The sequence below is a fragment of the Stenotrophomonas sp. 2YAF26 genome (assembly GCF_052114625.1).
In the GTDB taxonomy this organism is placed as follows: Bacteria; Pseudomonadota; Gammaproteobacteria; order Xanthomonadales; family Xanthomonadaceae; genus Stenotrophomonas; species Stenotrophomonas indicatrix.
This window is the reverse complement of record NZ_JBFRFC010000008.1, coordinates 95,756-113,628: the sequence shown is the minus strand read 5'-3', so window position 1 is coordinate 113,628 and position 17,873 is coordinate 95,756. Positions and strand designations below refer to the sequence as shown.

Sequence of the window (17,873 nt, the reverse complement as noted above, 5' to 3'; positions counted from 1 at the left end):
ACTCCGTGGTGGCTTACGGCAGAACGCCCAGCAACTCGACGTCGAAGGTCAGGGTGGAGTTCGGACCGATCGGACCACCCGGGGTGCCGTTCTCGCCGTATGCCAGTTCACCCGGGATCCAGAAGCGGTACTTCGAGCCGACCGGCATCAGGGCCACGCCCTCGGTCCAGCCCTTGATGACCTGGTCCAGACCGAATTCGGCCGGACCACGGCCTGCGGAACTGTCAAACACCGTGCCGTTGAGCAGCTTGCCTTCGTAGTTCACGCGCACCTTGCTGGACGGCAACGGACGCTCGCCGCTACCCGGGCGGATCACCTGGTACTGCAGGCCCGACGGAGTGGTCACCACGCCCGGCTGGGTCTTGTTCTTGGCCAGGAATGCGTTGCCTTCCTGACGGTTGGTCTGCGCAGCCTGTGCGGCCTTGGCCTGCATCTCGGCCTGCTTGGTGCCCATGAACGCCTGGATGGTGGCAGTGGCGTCAGCTTCGGTCATCTTCGGCTGACCCTTGCTCAGGCCGGTGTTGATCGCGTCAAACAGCGAGGCGGTATCGATATCGTCCTTCAGCTGTGCCAGCGACGGACCCACCGAATAGGCGCCAATCATCTGCGCGACCTTGACCCGGTCGACTTTCGCCGGCTGCGAGCCCGGCGCAACACCCGGCACCTGCTGGCCGCTGCGGGCCATCACTACCTGGCGCAGGGCGGCATCGGTCGCCTTGGCCTGTTCCTGGGTGATCTGCGGCTGCAGGCCTTCGAAGGAACGCTCCACGGCAGTGCGCAGCGCGGCCGCATCGATTTCATCGGCGATCGGCGCGAACGACTTGGCCACATCCAGACCAATGGCGTAGCCGAGCTTCTGCTTGGGGGAATTCAAGGGTGCGGTCTCCTTGGCGGCCGAGGGAGCGGCCGGTTGTTGCGACAGGGCGACACCGGAGGTGCCCATCGCCAGAATCAGAACCGACGCCGCGGCGCCGCGCATTCCCATTTTCATTCGCTGCATTCCTGGAAGTGACTGGACGCCGACGTCGGCGCGAAAACACGTATTGTCGCACGCATGCCGTCGATGTCGAGGCATCCGTGCCGGCGTTCAATGTACAGCTGGTGCTGCAAGCGCCTTGTCGATGGCTGCTTTCAGCTGCGGATCATCCGGAGTGACCTTGCTGGCGAACTGGGCAATGACCGTGCCATCGCGTCCGACCAGATACTTGTGGAAATTCCACGCCGGCGCCACGCCGGTGGCGGCGGTCAAGCGCTGATACAGCGGCGTGGCCTGCGCTCCGGTCACGTGCACCTTTTCGAACATCGGGAACTTCACGCCATAAGTAAGCGTGCAGAAATCCTGGATCTGCTTTTCATCACCAGGTTCCTGCCCCTTGAAATCGTTGGACGGGAAGCCGAGCACCGCAAACCCCTTGCCGGCGTACTGCTTCTGCAACGCTTCGAGGCCTTCGTACTGGGGGGTATAGCCGCACTTGCTGGCGGTATTGACCACGAGCAGCACTTGACCGTGGTAGCGCTGCTGCAGGTTGACCTGCTGCTTGCCCGCCAGCGGCCGATACGACAGATCCAGCAGATCGGCGGCAAACGCCCCGGCCGAAGTGGCCAGGCCAGTGGCCAGCAGGGTCAACAGGGACAGGCCGCGAAGGCGGCGCGAGGAGGCAGGCGACAAAGGCATGGGAGACGTTCCGCGGTAGCCGTTCCAGGGGTCCGGCCGTGACCGGCCGGGAATCGGCCGAACTATAGCACCGGGGTCTGCATGCCTCTGGAGCGCATGCGCTGTCGCGCTTTGCACGGCGTGGCGGAAGTGTCCTGCCGTGCGTCCCCGCCCGCTGCTGATGACATAGCATGGACATGGCTGAATGGGAGGCCGACAGAAAACGCGCCTCCGCGGTTTCATTTTTTCAATGCATATCAAGCGGTTGAACGAATATTGCAGCGCCATGACCACCCCTGCCATCAGTTGGGTGGGGGCAGGACTTGCACACAGGCGTGCCGGTGTTATAGTTGCATACAACACCAGTCACCTGAGACAGGGGGAACCATGAACAGCCGGATGCGTCGCAGCCTTGCCGCCCCCGCGGTCACCGCGGTATCAACCCTGTTCGTGCTGGTCTGGCTGGCCATGCCGGCACCGCCGGCCGCGTCCTCCCCCGCCCTCTCCGAAGACGGTACGCAGGACGCAGCAGCAACCACGGCAGGGAATGCCGCTCCCTCCCCCTCCCCCCCGCGTCGGCTGCACAGCTCCCTGTCCATGCCGTATTTCTCGTTCGCACAGCCGCTGACCCCACGGAGCTGAATATGAGCGACATCCAGTGGAGCGACGGCGCTCCCATCTACCGCCAGCTGAAGGAACGCGTGATCGCGATGATGCTTGACGGAATCCTCAAGCCGGGCGATGCCCTTCCTTCGGTGCGCCAGGTGGCCGCCGATTACCAGCTCAACCCCATCACCGTTTCGCGCGCCTACCAGGAGCTGGCCGATGAAGGCCTGGTCGAGAAGCGCCGCGGGCTGGGCATGTTCATGACCGAACAGGCGGCCACGCAGCTGCGCAGCAGCGAGCGCGAACGCTTCCTCAATGAAGAATGGCCGGCCGTACTGGAACGCATCCAGCGACTGGGCCTGAGTCTCGACGAATTGTTGCCCCAGGGGAAATTCTGATGAATGCCAGTCCCACTACCGCTGTGCCAAGCGACGCTGTCATTACCGCCCGTGGCCTTCGCAAGGCTTACAAGAACACGCTCGCGCTCGACAACGCCAGCTTCTCCATTCCGGCGGGCCGCATCATCGGCCTGATCGGCCCCAATGGTGCCGGCAAGACCACCGCGCTGAAGGCGGTGCTCGGCCTGACCTCGGTGGAAGGCGAGCTGAGCGTGCTCGGCCGTGACCCGCGCGTGCACCGCGACGATCTGATGAACGACATCTGCTTCATCGCCGATGTCGCCGTGCTGCCGCGCTGGCTGAAGGTGCGTGAGGCGATCGACTTCGTCGCCGGCGTGCACCCCCGCTTCGATCGCGCCCGTTGCGAACGCTTCCTGGCCAACACCAAGCTGCAGCCCAAGCAGCGCGTGCGTGAACTGTCCAAGGGCATGATCGTGCAGCTGCACCTGGCCCTGGTGATGGCCATCGACGCCAAGGTGCTGGTGCTGGACGAACCCACGCTCGGCCTGGACATCCTGTACCGCAAGGAGTTCTACCAGCGCCTGCTGGAAGACTACTTCGACGAGCAGAAGACGATCATCGTCACTACCCACCAGGTGGAAGAGATCGAACACATCCTCACCGACGTGATGTTCATCCGCGATGGTCGCATCGTGCTCAATGCGGAAATGGACGAGGTCGGCGAGCGCTATACCGAACTGCTGGTCGGTGCCGACCAGCTTGAAACCGCCCGCGCACTGAAGCCCATCGACGAGCGCAGCCAAGCCTTCGGCAAGACCGTCCTGCTGTTCGACGGGGTGCCACGCAGCCAGCTGGCCAGCCTGGGTGAAACCCGCAACGCCGGCCTTGCCGATCTGTTCGTCGCTGTCATGAAGGGGACCTACGCATGAATGCCGTCAACCATCCTGTCAGCCCCGCAGGCACCCTGCGCTGGCTGCTCAAGCGCGAATACTGGGAAAACCGCGGTGGTTTCCTGTACGCCCCCGTGATCGCCGGCATCGTCTCGCTGCTGATGAGCGGCATCGGCATCGGCCTGGGCCTGTTCGCCCTGCATCGTGCCGCCCGCGACGGCGGCCTGCACATCGACGGCGAGAGCGTGAACATCAACGGCCTGGATCTGGCCGTGCTGACCCGCGACATCAGCGCCAAGGACATGGCCGACCTGGGCAACGGCCTGGACCTGGCGATGGTATTGACCTCGTCCTGGCCACTGATCGTGCTTGCCTTTGTGGTGTTCTTCTATTGCCTGGGCGCCCTGTATGACGATCGCCGCGACCGCAGCATCCTGTTCTGGAAGTCGCTGCCGCTGTCGGACACCCAGACCGTACTGTCCAAGGTGCTCAGTGCACTGATCGTCGCACCGCTCATCGCCATCATCGCTTCCAGCCTGACCCTGCTCGTTTTCATGCTGATACTGTGCCTGGTGGTGGTCTCCCACGGCGGCGATGCGATGCAGCTGATCGTGGGACCTGCCAATCCGATGAGCCTGGTCATGGGCATGTTCGTGTCCATCCCGGTGTACGCCCTGTGGGCGCTGCCCACTGCGGGCTGGCTGCTGCTGTGCTCGGCCTGGGCACGGAGCAAGCCGTTCCTTTGGGCGGTGATGCTGCCGCTGTTCGCCGGCATCATCGTCAGCACCACCAAGCTGATGCACCTGTTCGACCTGACCACCGGCTGGTTCTGGCAACACATCGTCGGCCGTCTGCTGCTGGGTGCGATGCCGGGAATGGATCTGCTGTACCGCGCCGGTGGCGGCGAATCCAGGCAGGATCTGGACTCGATCGTGGCGCTGATGGCGCCCTCTGCCCAGCTCAAGTCGCTGGCGATGCCCGACCTGTGGATCGGCGCGGCCTTCGGCGTAGCCTTCATCTTCATTGCCATCCGCCTGCGCAAGCGCGCTGGCGAAATCTGATCGTCAACCTGGAGGCACCACCCATGCGTTCCTTGATTGCCTGTACTGCACTGTTGCTGTTGCCGCTGTCGGCGCTGGCCGCCGATGCACCGAACTGCAAATTCTCCGCGCCGCGCGCGTTGAAGATCGACGCGGCCGGTGCCAAAGCGGTGGTGTTCGAGATCAACCAGCATGACCTGAAGGTGGTTGCCAGCGCGGGTGGCGGCCAGCTCGAAGGCCGCGCCTGCGCGTCCAACAAGGACTGGCTGGACCAGCTCGTGCTGGACCAGCGCCGCGTGGGCGACAAGCTGGTGGTGAGCCTGCGCCGCGACAACCGCGACGCGCTGTCGATGGGCAACAGCTATGCCTGGCTGGACATCCGTGGCAGCGTGCCGGACAACCTGCCGCTGCAGTTCAAGATCGGCTCGGGCGATGGCAGCATCGAGAACGCACAGTCGCTGAGCATGGACGTGGGCTCCGGTGATGGCATCGCCCGCGGGACCCGTGGCAGCGTGCACGCCGCCGTGGGTTCGGGCGACCTGGACGTCGATGGTGCCGCATCGTTCAACCTGCTCTCGCTGGGTTCGGGCGACGTCAACGCCCGCAACATCGGCGGTGATGCCAGCGTCGGCACCGTCGGCTCCGGTGACCTGAAGGTGACCGACGTGCGTGGCAACGCACGGCTGGATACCGTCGGTTCGGGCGACATCGGCTTCAAGCAAGTGCAGGGCAACGTCGAGGTCGGCGTGGTCGGCTCCGGCAACGTCGATATCGAGCAGGTCGGCGGCAACGTCCGCGTGCGCAGCCACGGCTCGGGCGACATCGATGTCGACGGCGTGCGCGGCAACCTCACCGTCGAGCACAGCGGCAGCGGCGATGTCCAGCATCGCAACGTGTCCGGCACCATCACCCTGCCGCGCGGCAAGTAACGCCCAACCATCCGATACGAGGGGAATGCCATGAACCTGCTGCGCCTGCTGCCTGCTGCCCTGCTGTGCCTGCCGTTGATCGCCTGTGGCGACACGTCCAGCCCCGACAAGACCGCCGGCAAGGCGGTGGCCGAGACCGCGGGCGGCGTCGGCCAGACCGTCAAGGAAGCGATGGATGACGCCCGCAGGGAAATCGCCGAAGGCAACATCAAGATCTCGGCCGACAACCAGCCGCGCGCGGAGATCACCCCGCAGGGACAGCTGCTGATCGGTGGCAAGCAGGTGGCGCTGGACGATGGCCAGCGTCGCCAGCTGCTTGATTACCGCAGCCACGTGGTGGCGGTGGCGATGGACGGCATGGATGTCGGCCTGGCAGGCGCAAAGCTCGGCGCCAACGCCGCCGGTGAAGCACTGAAGGGCATCTTCAGCGGTGACAGCGAAGGCATCGAGAAACGGATCAACGCCGAGGCCGCCAAGATCGAGGCGCAGGCCAAGCGCATCTGCGACCGCATGCCGGCCATGCTGGCCAGCCAGCAGGCCCTGGCCGCCTCGCTGCCGGCGTTCAAGCCCTACGCCACGATGGACCAGAGCGATGTGGACGACTGCGGCAAGGACACCGTCGTCAACCGCTGACCCCTGTGACAGATCAGCGCACCCGGCCGGCCGCGCACCTGCGTTGCCGGCCGCTGCGCCCCGGCGGGCTTACAATGGCGGCCCCGGATGCACTTCATCGAACCGCCATGAAAAAGCTGTTTCTGCTGCTGGCCGCCCTGCTCTGCCTGGGCCTGGTCGGCTGTGACCAGGACTACCGCAACCACCGCGCCGAGCGTGGCAAACCCAAGATCTCGGTCAGCGAGAGCATCGTGACCGTTCGCCGCCAGCCGGCACCGAACATCATCATCCTGCCGGACGGGCAGATGAAGATCGACGAGATCCTGATCCCGCTCAACGCCGAACAGAAGCAGATGCTGCAGACGATGTTCGGCAAGCTGCAGGTGCTGCGCCAGAACACGCTGGTGGCCGCACCGGCCGACCCCAACATGCAGCCGGTGAAGATCGTGCCGCCGGAGGGCATGCAGGTGATTCCGCCGGACCTGGTGCAGACCATTCCCGAGTTCAAGGATTACACCGAGACTTTCGGCAACATCGTCGCCGACCGTCGCTGAAACGAACAACGCCGCCCTCCCGGGCGGCGTTCTTCCTTCTCGCCTGTGGTGGCTGCGGACCTCGGCCCGCACACCGCTCGATCAGCCGCCGGCACCACCGCCACCGGCCTGGATGCCACCGGCCGTCAACGCGGCCGGATCCAGCAGGCGGCGCAGCTCGGCTTCGGCCAGGCCGCTGTCTTCCAGCGCCACGTCCAGCACCGGGCGCTGCTCCTTGTAGGCGCGCTTGGCAATCGCTGCGGCCTTCTCGTAACCGATGATCGGGTTCAGCGCTGTCACCAGGATCGGATTGCGCGCCAGCGCCTCGGCCACACGGTCCTCGCGCACCTTCAGGCCGGCGATGGCGCTGTCGGCCAGCAGGGTCGACACATTGGCCAGCAGGCCGATGCCATCGAGCAGGTTCACCGCGATCAGCGGCAGCGTCACGTTGAGCTGGAAGTTGCCGGTCTGGCCGGCCACGGTGATCGCCGTGTGGTGGCCGATCACCTGCGCGCAGGCCATCACCGTCGCCTCCGGGATCACCGGATTGACCTTGCCCGGCATGATCGAGGACCCCGGCTGCAGTGCCGGCAGTTCAATCTCGCCCAGGCCCGCCAGCGGGCCGGCGTTCATCCAGCGCAGGTCGTTGGCGATCTTGATCAGGGCTACCGCCAGCGCATTGAGCTGGCCCGACAGTTCCACCGCATCGTCCTGCGCGGCCAGCCCTTCGAACTTGTTCTCGGCGCTGTCGAACTTGAAGCCGGTCTGCTGCTTCAGCGCCTTGGCAACCTGTGCACCAAAGCGCGGGTCGGCATTGATGCCGGTGCCGATGGCGGTACCGCCGAGCGGCAGGCGGCGCACGCGCTTGAGGCTGTCCTCGATGCGCTCCTGCGCCGAGGCCAGCTGCGCCGACCATGCACCGAATTCCTGTTCGAAGGTCAGCGGCATCGCATCCATCAGATGGGTGCGGCCGGTCTTGACCACCTTGCGCAGGCTGCGGCCCTTCTTGTCCAGCGTCCTGCGCAGGTGCACCAGCGCCGGCAGCAGCTGCTCATGGGTGGCCAGCACGGCCGACACGCGCAGCGCAGTCGGAATCACATCGTTGGAGCTCTGCCCCTGGTTGACGTGATCGTTCGGGTGCACCGTGGTCTTGCCGGCCTTGCCGGCGCGATTGGCCAGGGTGGCGATGACCTCGTTGGCATTCATGTTCGAGGACGTACCCGAGCCGGTCTGGTAGACGTCGATCGGGAACTGCGCGTCCCACGTGCCGTCCGCCACTTCGGCGGCGGCAGACTGGATGGCCTTGGCCACGGTCTTGGGCAAGTGGCCCAGCTCGGCGTTGACGCCGGCGGCGGCTCCCTTGACCAGGCCCAGTGCACGGATGAAGCCGCGCGGCATGCGCTGGCCCGACACCGGGAAATTCTGTACAGCGCGCTGGGTCTGCGCGCCCCACAGGGCGTCGGCAGGCACCTGCAGCTCGCCCATGCTGTCGTGCTCGATCCGGAAACCCTTGGGGACGCTCTTGCTTGCAGCTTTGCTCATTGCATCAACTCCGCACTACTTCGGTTGGGGAAAGGGAAGCGGCGGCTGGCAGGGTGTCGCTTCCCAGGCTGGCGGCTGCGACAACGATACTCCCTTGTCCGATGCTCGGTAGTGCTGGCCGCTGGCCGGCATCCCCGCGGGGCCCGCGATTCCATGGGTTGCCGGCCAGCGGCCGGCACTACCTCACCGGCACGTCGTAGAATATGGCCCCCGCCGCTCGTCCCAGCCCTGCCGACATGTCCGAATCCGCCCTGCTCGCCCTGTCCCCGCTCGATGGCCGCTATGCCGGCAAGGTCGACGCCCTGCGCCCGATCTTCTCCGAGTACGGCCTGATCAAGGCCCGTGTCACGGTCGAAGTGGAGTGGCTGCTGGCCCTGGCCGCCGAGCCGGGCATCGTAGAGCTGGCCGCGTTCTCCGACGCCGCCATCGTCCGCCTGCGTGCGCTGGCCAGCGGCTTCAGCCCGGCCCAGGCCGCGCGCGTGAAGGAAATCGAGCGCACCACCAACCATGACGTCAAGGCGGTGGAGTACTTCATCAAGGAACAGCTGAAGGACGATGCCGAGCTGGCACCGGCGCTGGAGTTCGTGCATTTCGCCTGCACCAGCGAAGACATCAACAACCTCAGCTACGGCCTGATGCTGGAACAAGCCCGTCGCGAAGTGGTGCTGCCGACCCTGGACGGCGTCGCCGACGCACTGCGCACCCTGGCCCACGCCCAGGCCGGCCAGCCGATGCTGTCGCGCACCCACGGCCAGACCGCCTCGCCGACCACCCTGGGCAAGGAGCTGGCCAATGTGGTCGCCCGCCTGGAGCGCCAGCGCCGGCAAATCGCCGCGGTCGAACTGACCGGCAAGATCAACGGCGCGGTCGGCAACTACAATGCCCACGTCGCCAGCTACCCGGACGTGGACTGGCCGGCCTTCGCCGAGCGCTTCGTGACCGGGCTGGGCCTGGTGTTCAACCCGTACACCACCCAGATCGAACCGCACGACAACATCGCCGAGATCGGTGATGCCGCCCGCCGCGCCAACATCATCCTGATCGACCTGGCCCGCGACATCTGGGGCTACGTCTCGCTGGGCTATTTCAAGCAGCGCCTGAAGGAAGGCGAAGTCGGTTCGTCGACGATGCCGCACAAGGTCAACCCGATCGATTTCGAGAACGCCGAAGGCAACTTCGGCATCGCCAACGCGCTGTTCGAGCATTTCAGCGCGAAGCTGCCGATCAGCCGCTGGCAGCGTGACCTGACCGATTCCACCGTGCTGCGCGCGCTGGGCACCGCGTTCGGTCACAGCCAGGTGGCGCTGGATTCGCTGGCCAAGGGCCTGGGCAAGCTGGAAGTGAACCCACAGCGCCTGGACGCCGATCTGGATGCGGCGTGGGAAGTGCTGGCCGAGGCCGTGCAGACGGTGATGCGCCGCCATGGGCTGCCGAACCCGTACGAGCAGCTGAAGGCGCTCACCCGTGGCCAGGGCATCACGGCCGAGTCGATGCGCACCTTCGTGCACGGTCTGGAGCTGCCGGCCGATGCCAAGCAGCGTCTGCTGGAGATGACCCCGGGCAGCTACACCGGCCTGGCCGAGTCGCTGGCGAAGAAGATTTAAGGGTTTTCCTTGCGGCGGCGGCCGCGGGCGCTGCCTGCGGCAGGCAACAGCAACGGCAACAGCAACGTCAAAGGCGGCTCTGGGTTATGTCGCGCTTGGCGGGGCGGGTTGGGTTCGCGGGGGACGCCGTGAATCCGTCCGTGGAGGCTTGGCAGCCGCATCCATGCGGCTGACACCCCCGCGACCCCATCCCGCCCCACCTCTGACAGTTGTCCGGTGACGGATCGAAGAGCGTTGGGTTGTCGGGACGGAATTTGAAAGAGGGACGCGGCTTCACCGCGTCCCTTTTGTCGTTTCTGGCTCCCATCCTCATTTCATGCCGCACACCGGGACAAGGCAGGCCGGAGGGACCGTTTCTGAAAACGGGCCAACGTCGGTATTGCCTGATACGTTCGACCATCAACAAGTCCGGCAGATGACGTATTCGCGCCGCAGATTCGAAGGCCAAACTGCAGATCAGAAATGAGTAAACTAATTGACTACATCGTCAACGAGCATGGACACCCAAAGCTGTGTCGCTCGCTCACCCGCGACGAGTGGAATTCACTTCCAACATCCCTTCCTGATCAACTCCGCGAACTCTTCGCTAAGCTGGGCTTTTTCTTCACACTGCAAGGCCAGCTCCAGACATGCCACCCCAGGAGTTTCGAAGGCATTCTGGATGCAGTGTTCGACCACGACGAGCAATTCAACAGTACGAATTGCCATGCGTTTTGCCATAGTGCGTTCGGCAATATTTTCTTCTATCACGAAGTCTTCGGCATCGGAGAGATAGAACTTATGCATGGCTCAGTGATGTGTGAGACCTCTGCACGAGATACAGATGCCGGAATGCATCTTGAACATGCCATCGAGATCCCATTTATGCTCGACGCAGAGGATATCGATGCTTACGACAAAGATGACAGACGGCTATTCTCCAGAGCACGGAAGAAGCTTGGGCCCTTAGAGATCGGTGAATGCTATGGATTCCAGCCACTGCTTTCAATGGGTGGGGAGAACACCATCGAGAATCTGAAGAAGGTCGAGGCCATTGAGCATTTAGGGATCCTGTGCCAGACACAGGACTTCTCCTTATACGAGTATTCATCGTATGGAACCCGGGCGCTTGTCAGATCATTCAGTTGAAATCACACGGCGATCTTCAGATCGACAACTACAGATCTCCTCCGGGTCTTGATACTTCCAGGTAGTTTCTGCGACCTGTGTCTGATCCTGTAGCCCTAAGCCTACGCCGGGCTGCTTTTCGCAATGGCAAAAGCAGGGGTGTCCGCCGCATGGATGCGGCGGCCAAGCTTACAGGGACGTACTTGCAGCGTCCCCCGCGCAGCCCACCCGCCCGGCCAAGCGCGGCTTTTGCTTTCAGCGACCAACCCAGACCCGCCACGAGGGGCTCCGCCGTTGGCCGGACACCCCGCGACAAACCAGCACACGTGCGCAATCCCATCGAACGTCGGACAATGGAGCCCTTGGCGGCCCGCCACGCCGCCCCTCCCGCTTTCCGCTGCAAGGAACTCCCCCATGGCCGCCCGCAAGTCCTCCTCCCCCCTGATCGAAGTCACCGCCCGCCGCGGCCAGCCGCTGGGCATGGCACCGGCCACCTTCCTGCGTGACTTCTGGCAGAAACGCCCGCTGCTGATCCGCAATGCCTTCCCGGATTTCCAGACCCCGGTGCAGCCGGAAGACCTGGCCGGCCTGGCCTGCGAAGAGGGCGTGCTGGCCCGCCTGATCGAGCACGACAAGGCCCAGGACAGCTGGCGCGTGCGCAGCGGCCCGTTCCAGGAAGACATCTTCCCCGCCCTGCCCGACCACGACTGGACCCTGCTGGTGCAGGACGTGGACAAATGGGACAAGGACGTGCGCGCCCTGATCGAACACTTCAGCTTCCTGCCGCGCTGGCGCATGGACGATGTGATGATCAGCTTCGCCGCTACCGGTGGCTCGGTCGGTGCCCATGTCGACCAGTACGACGTGTTCCTGCTGCAGGCCCACGGCCACCGCCGCTGGCAGATCGATGCCAGTGAATCGATCAAGGGCAAGCGCCCGCCGCTGGGCTTCCGCCCCGACGTGGAACTGAAGCTGCTGGAAGTATTCAAGCCGACCCACGACTGGGTGCTGGCGCCGGGCGACATGCTGTACCTGCCGCCGAACGTGCCGCATCACGGCGTTGCCGAAGACCCGTGCCTGACGTTCTCGTTCGGCATGCGTGCACCGTCTTCGGCCGAGCTGATCAGTGACTATCTGGACACGTTGATCGCCGACGCCGACGAGAACATCCGCTACCAGGACGCCGACCTGAAGGCACCGGCCGACCCGAACGAGATCGACACCGTGGCGATGGCGCGGGTGATCACCGCGCTCAACGCCATCCGCATGAACGATCCGGACAAGCTGGGTGACTGGTTCGGCCGCTTCATCACCACCTACCGCGCCGCCGGCGAGGTGATGGCCCACCAGGCCGCGCCGCCGCAGGAAGAAGTGCTGGAGGCCCTGCAGTCGGGTCTGCTGCTGCAGCGACACCCGTGGGCGCGCCTGGCTTGGCGCCGGGCCAAGCGCGGTGCCAGCCTGTATGTCAGCGGCCAGGATTTCGCCCTGCCGGTGAAGGACGCGCAGCGCCTGGCAGGTGCCGAGCAGCTCGACGCCGCCGCCTACCGCAGTCTGTCCGACAAGGGCCGTGCGGTGGTCCAGCAGTTGCTGGTCGGCGGCGTGTTCCAGCTGATCGATCCGAACGAGGTGTACGCCGACGAGGAGGAAGAGGTGCTGGGTGAAGTGATCGAGGGCCACGAGCAGGTCGAGGTGATCGAGGCTGACTCGATGTCCGATGACGTCCATCTGGTGACCGTGCACGACGACGGTATTGAAGTGATCGTCAACTTCGATGACCACGACGAAGACGACAGCGACGCCGGCCGCGGCTGAGCCATGAGCCCGCTGCGGGTCCAGCAGGTCAGTCACGCCGAGGCCCACGTCGCCATCCACGACGTGCGCCAGCGGGTGTTCGTGCAGGAACAGGGCATCGACGCCGCCCTGGAGCGCGATGCCCTGGACCCGGTCTGTGCCCACGTGCTGGCGCTGGATGCCGACGGGCATCCGGTCGGCACCGGGCGGCTGGCGCCGGATGGCCGCATCGGCCGCATGGCGGTGCTGGCGGCGTATCGCGGCCACGGCATTGGCGAGGCCCTGCTTGAGGCACTGGTGCAGGCCGGGCGCCAGCTCGGCCTGGCCGAGCTGCACCTGCATGCGCAGCTGCCGGCACGCGACTTCTACGCCCGCCAGGGCTTCCTTCAGGAAGGCCCCGAATTCGAAGAGGCCGGCATTGGCCACCAGCAGATGCGGCGCCGGCTGCAGGCCGTTTCCGCCATCGACAGCCGCGCTGAAGCGGTGGCGATCACCACGGCGATCATCCACCGCGCCCGCCGTCGCTTGTGGCTGCACAGCCGGCAGCTGGACCCCGGCCTGCTGGACGCGCCACCGGTACAGGCAGCCCTGCGCCGCTTCGTCACCGCCCGCCACGACAAGCAGCTGCGGGTGATCGTGCATGACGCCGCAGCCATCGCCAGCGCCGGTGCGCCGCTGCTGGCGCTGTTCCAGCGCCTGCCCAGTGTGATCCAGTTCCGCGAGGTCGCAGACCCCATCGATCGCGCCCTGGCCTCGGCCTGCCTGCTCAACGATGCAGGCGACTTCTACTTTCGTCTCATCGGCCATCGCCTCGACGGCGAATCGGCAATCGCGCTGCCGGCACGTTCGCAGCCGTTCGAGCAGCAATTGCAGCGTGTCTGGGACCGTTCGCGCGAATGCAGCGAATTGCGCGCACTCGGCATCTGACCGCGACCGGTGCGCTCAACCTGTCTGGGACCGAGACCGGGGGACGCCCGATGCCCTCGTCGCTGCCCCTTCGTGTCCGGATGGGGGTACAATTTGGCCGTTTGAACGCGCCCGTGCATGGCTATTCATCTTCGTGCCGGGTCCTTCTGAAGCCATACCCCACAAAGCGAATCAGCACCCTCCATCGTGGACAATCAACTGAAGCAGTTTGCGCAATCTTCGCAACTCGCCGGCGGCAACGCCTCCTATGTCGAGGACCTGTACGAGCAGTACCTGGTCTCCCCGGATAGTGTCGATCCCAAATGGAAAACCTACTTTGACGGCTTCAAGGGCCGCGAAGCAGGCGACATTCCGCACTCGGCCGTCATTTCCCACATCGCGGACGCGGCCAAGGATGCGCTGAAAGCAGGCACCGGCACCGGTGCAGGCGATGAGCGCGAGCGCAATGTCGGTCGCCTGATCACCGCCTACCGTTCGCGTGGTCATCTGGACGCCCGCCTGGACCCGCTGGGCCTGGCCGCTCCGGTCAACACCCCGGACCTCGGCCTGCCCTTCCACAACCTGTCCGATGCCGACCTCAACAGCGAGTTCAGCACCGGCGGCGTGGGCGGCCAGCCGCGCATGAAGCTGCGTGACCTGCTGGCGCGCCTGAAGGCGACCTACACCGGTTCGATCGGTGCGGAGTTCATGCACATCTCCGAGGTCGAGCAGCGCCAGTGGATCTACAAGAAGCTGGAACTGGCCGGTGGCAACTACCAGCTGGACGCTGACACCCAGCGCCGCACGCTGGAGCGCCTGACCGCCGCCGAAGGCCTCGAGCGCTACCTGCACACCAAGTACGTCGGCCAGAAGCGCTTCTCGCTGGAAGGCGGCGACTCGCTGATCCCGATGATGGACACCATCATCCGCAGCGCCGGCAAGGATGGCGTCAAGGACGTGGTGGTCGGCATGGCCCATCGTGGCCGCCTGAACGTGCTGGTCAACACCCTCGGCAAGAACCCGCGCAAGCTGTTCGACGAATTCGAAGGCAAGTTCGAGCACGACGAGCACGCCTCGGCCGGCGATGTGAAGTACCACATGGGCTTCTCCGCCGACGTGGCCACCGAGGGTGGCCCGGTGCATCTGGCCCTGGCATTCAACCCGTCGCACCTGGAAATCGCCGATCCGGTGGTTGCCGGCTCGGTGCGTTCGCGCCAGGAACGCCGCAAGGACACCGCACGCAAGCAGGTGATGCCGATCCTGATCCACGGCGACGCGGCGTTCTCCGGCCAGGGCGTGGTCATGGAGCTGTTCCAGATGTCGCAGGCCCGCGGCTTCGCCGTTGGCGGCACCGTGCACATCGTGGTCAACAACCAGGTCGGCTTCACCACCTCCAATCCGCAGGACACGCGCTCCACGCGCTATGCCACCGACGTGGCGAAGATGATCGCCGCCCCGGTGCTGCACGTGAACGGCGATGATCCCGAAGCGGTGGTGTTCGCCGCGCAGCTGGCCTTCGAGTTCCGCCAGAAGTTCGCCAAGGACGTGGTCATCGACCTGATGTGCTACCGCCGTTGGGGCCACAACGAGGCCGACGAGCCGGCGATCACCCAGCCGCTGATGTACCAGGTGATCCGCAAGCACGCCACCACCCGCGAGATGTATGCCGAGCAGCTGGAAAAGGCAGGCGTGATCGCCGCCGGCGCCGGCAAGGCGATGGTCGACGCGTACCGCGAGAAGCTCGATGCAGGTGAAGTGACCACGGAGCTGGCCAAGGTCGAAAAGACCCCGCCGACCAGCCCGCTGTTCGTTGATTGGCCGAAGCTGCTGGAAGGCAAGCTGTCCGATCCGGTGTCGACGAAGGTCGACAAGGACAAGCTGGTCGCGCTGGCCAAGCTGATCAACACCGTGCCCGAAGAAGTGCAGCTGCACTCGCGCGTGTCAAAGGTGTACGACGACCGCCGCAAGATGGCTGCCGGCGAGATCCCGGGCGACTGGGGCTTTGCCGAGAACCTGGCCTACGCCACCCTGCTGGATGAAGGCAGTGCGCTGCGCTTGGTCGGCCAGGACGTCGGCCGCGGTACGTTCACCCACCGCCACGCGATCCTGCACGACCAGAAGACCGACAACTACTACCTGCCGCTGCGGCAGCTGGTGGATTCTCCGGAGAAGGCCACCGTCATCGATTCGCTGCTCAGCGAAGAAGCGGTGATGGCCTACGAGTACGGTTTCTCGACCACCGATCCGAACACCCTGTGCATCTGGGAAGGCCAGTTCGGCGACTTCGCCAACGGCGCCCAGGTAGTGATCGATCAGTTCATCGCCGCCGGCGAAGCAAAGTGGGGCCGCATCTCCGGCCTGACCCTGCTGCTGCCGCATGGCTATGAAGGTCAGGGCCCGGAACACAGCTCGGCGCGCCTGGAGCGCTTCCTGCAGCTGTGCGCGCTGGAGAACATGCTGGTGGTGGTGCCGTCGACCCCGGCGCAGGCCTTCCACATGCTGCGTCGCCAGCAGCACCTGACCACCCGCAAGCCGCTGGTGGTGATGTCGCCCAAGTCGCTGCTGCGCCACAAGCTGGCCGTGTCGACCCTGGACGAGCTGGCCAATGGCGAGTTCCAGCACCTGATCGGCGATGCCAATGCAGATGCCAAGAAGGTCAAGCGCGTGGTGCTGTGCTCGGGCAAGGTCTACTACGACCTGCTGGAAGACCAGACCAAGCGTGGCCAGGACGACGTGGCGATCATCCGCGTGGAGCAGCTGTATCCGTTCCCGCGTGCGCTGCTGGCTGCCGAACTGAAGAAGTACGGCAAGGCCACCGACGTGGTGTGGACGCAGGAAGAACCGCAGAACCAGGGCGCGTGGTACCAGATCCGCCACCACCTGCAGTTCTGCCTGGCCGATGGCCAGAGCCTGCACTACGCCGGTCGCGCACGTTCGGCTTCGCCGGCTGCCGGTCACATGGCTGACCACGTCCGCGAACAGCAGCAGCTGGTCGCCGATGCACTGGTCAACCCGTTCAACGACTCGTTCGCTGAATAACTCTCCCCCTATTTAGAAGACAAACCAGGAAGCTCCCGCATGGCCACCGAAGTCAAAGCCCCGGTACTGCCCGAATCCGTCGCCGACGGCACCATCGCCACCTGGCACAAGAAGGTGGGCGACGCCGTCAAGCGCGACGAAAACCTGCTTGACCTGGAAACCGACAAGGTCGTCCTGGAAGTGCCGTCGCCGGTCGATGGCGTGATCAAGGAAATCAAGTTCAAGGAAGGCGACACCGTCACTTCCAGCCAGGTCGTGGCGATCATCGAAGAAGGCGCCGTGGCTGCTGCACCGGCCCCGGCTGCCGAAGAGAAGAAGGCTGAGGCCGCTCCGGCCGCTGCTGCTCCGGCCGCCGCCGCTGCCCCGGCCCCGGCTGCCAAGTCGGCTGCCGACGCGCTGCCGCCGGGCGCCCGCTTCAGCGCCATCACCGAAGGCGTGAACCCGGCCGACGTCGACGGCACCGGCCGTCGTGGCGCCGTCACCAAGGAAGACATCGTCAACTTCGCCCGCAACGGTGGCGCCGGCAAGGCCGGTGGCGCACGTCCGGAAGAACGCGTGCCGATGACCCGCATCCGCAAGCGCATCGCCGAGCGCCTGATGGAGTCGAAGAACTCCACCGCCATGCTGACCACCTTCAACGAAGTCGACCTGTCCAAGGTGTCGGCGGCGCGCAAGGAACTGCAGGACGAGTTCGTCAAGGCCCACGGCATCAAGCTCGGCTTCATGAGCTTCTTCGTGAAGGCCGCCGCCAACGCGCTGCAGCGCTTCCCGCTGGTCAATGCCTCCATCGACGGCGACGACATCATCTACCACGGCTACTCGGACATCTCGATCGCCGTGTCGACCGAGAAGGGCCTGGTCACGCCGGTGCTGCGCAACGTCGAGCGCATGTCGTTCGCCGACATCGAAAAGACCATCGCCGACTACGCCAAGAAGGCTCGTGACGGCAAGCTGAGCCTGGAAGAACTGCAGGGCGGCACCTTCACCGTGACCAACGGCGGCACCTTCGGTTCGCTGCTGTCGACCCCGATCATCAACCCGCCGCAGAGCGCCATCCTGGGCATGCACGCCATCAAGGAGCGTCCGATCGCCCAGAACGGCCAGGTCGTGATCGCGCCGATGATGTACCTGGCGCTGTCCTACGATCACCGCATCATCGACGGCAAGGACTCGGTGCAGTTCCTGGTGGACATCAAGAACCAGCTGGAAAACCCGGGCCGCATGCTGTTCGGCCTGTAAGAGACCTCCCGCCCCTCCGCGC

15 protein-coding genes are annotated in these 17,873 nt (G+C 65.2%); 12 read left to right on the top strand and 3 right to left on the bottom strand.

What is annotated here, in order from left to right:
• Positions 1-13: 13 nt before the first annotated feature.
• Both AB4Y98_RS10595 and AB4Y98_RS10590 read right to left on the bottom strand, forming a co-directional pair.
• Entirely contained in the window at positions 14-991 is a 978-nt protein-coding gene (locus AB4Y98_RS10595) for an FKBP-type peptidyl-prolyl cis-trans isomerase N-terminal domain-containing protein (RefSeq protein ID WP_223495665.1), read from the bottom strand.
• A gap of 96 nt (positions 992-1,087) precedes the next feature.
• The gene (locus tag AB4Y98_RS10590) at positions 1,088-1,675 is read right to left on the bottom strand and encodes a glutathione peroxidase (RefSeq protein ID WP_312108552.1); all 588 of its coding nucleotides are present in this window, start codon (positions 1,673-1,675) and stop codon (positions 1,088-1,090) included.
• 623 nt (positions 1,676-2,298) lie between these two features.
• Here AB4Y98_RS10590 and AB4Y98_RS10585 point away from each other — a divergent pair.
• The 6 genes from AB4Y98_RS10585 (at position 2,299) to AB4Y98_RS10560 (ending at position 6,644) form a co-directional block, all read left to right on the top strand.
• Positions 2,299-2,658: a GntR family transcriptional regulator gene (locus tag AB4Y98_RS10585; protein WP_012511573.1), complete on the top strand. Its 360-nt coding sequence runs from the start codon at positions 2,299-2,301 to the stop codon at positions 2,656-2,658.
• Complete coding sequence (locus tag AB4Y98_RS10580; protein ID WP_025876817.1) at positions 2,658-3,548, top strand: ABC transporter ATP-binding protein; 891 nt, start codon at positions 2,658-2,660, stop codon at positions 3,546-3,548. Before AB4Y98_RS10585 ends, AB4Y98_RS10580 begins: the two co-directional genes overlap by 1 nt.
• Entirely contained in the window at positions 3,545-4,570 is a 1,026-nt protein-coding gene (locus AB4Y98_RS10575) for a hypothetical protein (protein ID WP_025876815.1), read from the top strand. Before AB4Y98_RS10580 ends, AB4Y98_RS10575 begins: the two co-directional genes overlap by 4 nt.
• Positions 4,571-4,593: 23 nt before the next feature.
• On the top strand, positions 4,594-5,478 hold the full coding sequence (locus AB4Y98_RS10570) for a GIN domain-containing protein (protein WP_312108555.1): 885 nt from the start codon (positions 4,594-4,596) through the stop codon (positions 5,476-5,478).
• A 30-nt stretch (positions 5,479-5,508) separates the two neighbouring features.
• On the top strand, positions 5,509-6,111 hold the full coding sequence (locus AB4Y98_RS10565) for a DUF2884 family protein (protein WP_442244317.1): 603 nt from the start codon (positions 5,509-5,511) through the stop codon (positions 6,109-6,111).
• Positions 6,112-6,218: 107 nt separating this feature from the next.
• Positions 6,219-6,644 (top strand): hypothetical protein, encoded by a 426-nt coding sequence (locus AB4Y98_RS10560; protein WP_032951937.1) that lies wholly within the window; start codon positions 6,219-6,221, stop codon positions 6,642-6,644.
• A gap of 81 nt (positions 6,645-6,725) precedes the next feature.
• Here AB4Y98_RS10560 and AB4Y98_RS10555 read toward each other — a convergent pair whose 3' ends face one another.
• Positions 6,726-8,165, bottom strand: a complete 1,440-nt coding sequence (locus AB4Y98_RS10555) for a class II fumarate hydratase (RefSeq protein WP_394196565.1) — start codon at positions 8,163-8,165, stop codon at positions 6,726-6,728.
• A 236-nt stretch (positions 8,166-8,401) separates the two neighbouring features.
• On the opposite strand from AB4Y98_RS10555, the gene purB reads away from it, so the two are divergent.
• The 6 genes from purB (at position 8,402) to sucB (ending at position 17,851) form a co-directional block, all read left to right on the top strand.
• Positions 8,402-9,769, top strand: coding sequence for an adenylosuccinate lyase (gene purB / locus AB4Y98_RS10550; RefSeq protein WP_363732695.1), 1,368 nt, complete (start codon positions 8,402-8,404; stop codon positions 9,767-9,769).
• A gap of 462 nt (positions 9,770-10,231) precedes the next feature.
• Positions 10,232-10,897 (top strand): T6SS immunity protein Tdi1 domain-containing protein, encoded by a 666-nt coding sequence (locus AB4Y98_RS10545; protein ID WP_442244316.1) that lies wholly within the window; start codon positions 10,232-10,234, stop codon positions 10,895-10,897.
• Positions 10,898-11,290: 393 nt separating this feature from the next.
• On the top strand, positions 11,291-12,688 hold the full coding sequence (locus AB4Y98_RS10540) for a ribosomal protein uL16 3-hydroxylase (protein ID WP_312112914.1): 1,398 nt from the start codon (positions 11,291-11,293) through the stop codon (positions 12,686-12,688).
• A gap of 3 nt (positions 12,689-12,691) precedes the next feature.
• Complete coding sequence (locus tag AB4Y98_RS10535) at positions 12,692-13,594, top strand: GNAT family N-acetyltransferase (protein WP_442244315.1); 903 nt, start codon at positions 12,692-12,694, stop codon at positions 13,592-13,594.
• A gap of 186 nt (positions 13,595-13,780) precedes the next feature.
• Positions 13,781-16,612 carry a 2-oxoglutarate dehydrogenase E1 component gene (locus AB4Y98_RS10530; RefSeq protein ID WP_312785638.1) on the top strand — a complete coding sequence of 944 codons (2,832 nt, stop codon included), beginning with the start codon at positions 13,781-13,783 and terminating at the stop codon, positions 16,610-16,612.
• 39 nt (positions 16,613-16,651) lie between these two features.
• A complete protein-coding gene (sucB, locus tag AB4Y98_RS10525) occupies positions 16,652-17,851 on the top strand; it encodes a dihydrolipoyllysine-residue succinyltransferase (protein ID WP_099821127.1) in 1,200 nt (399 codons plus the stop codon).
• The last annotated feature ends 22 nt before the right edge of the window (positions 17,852-17,873 follow it).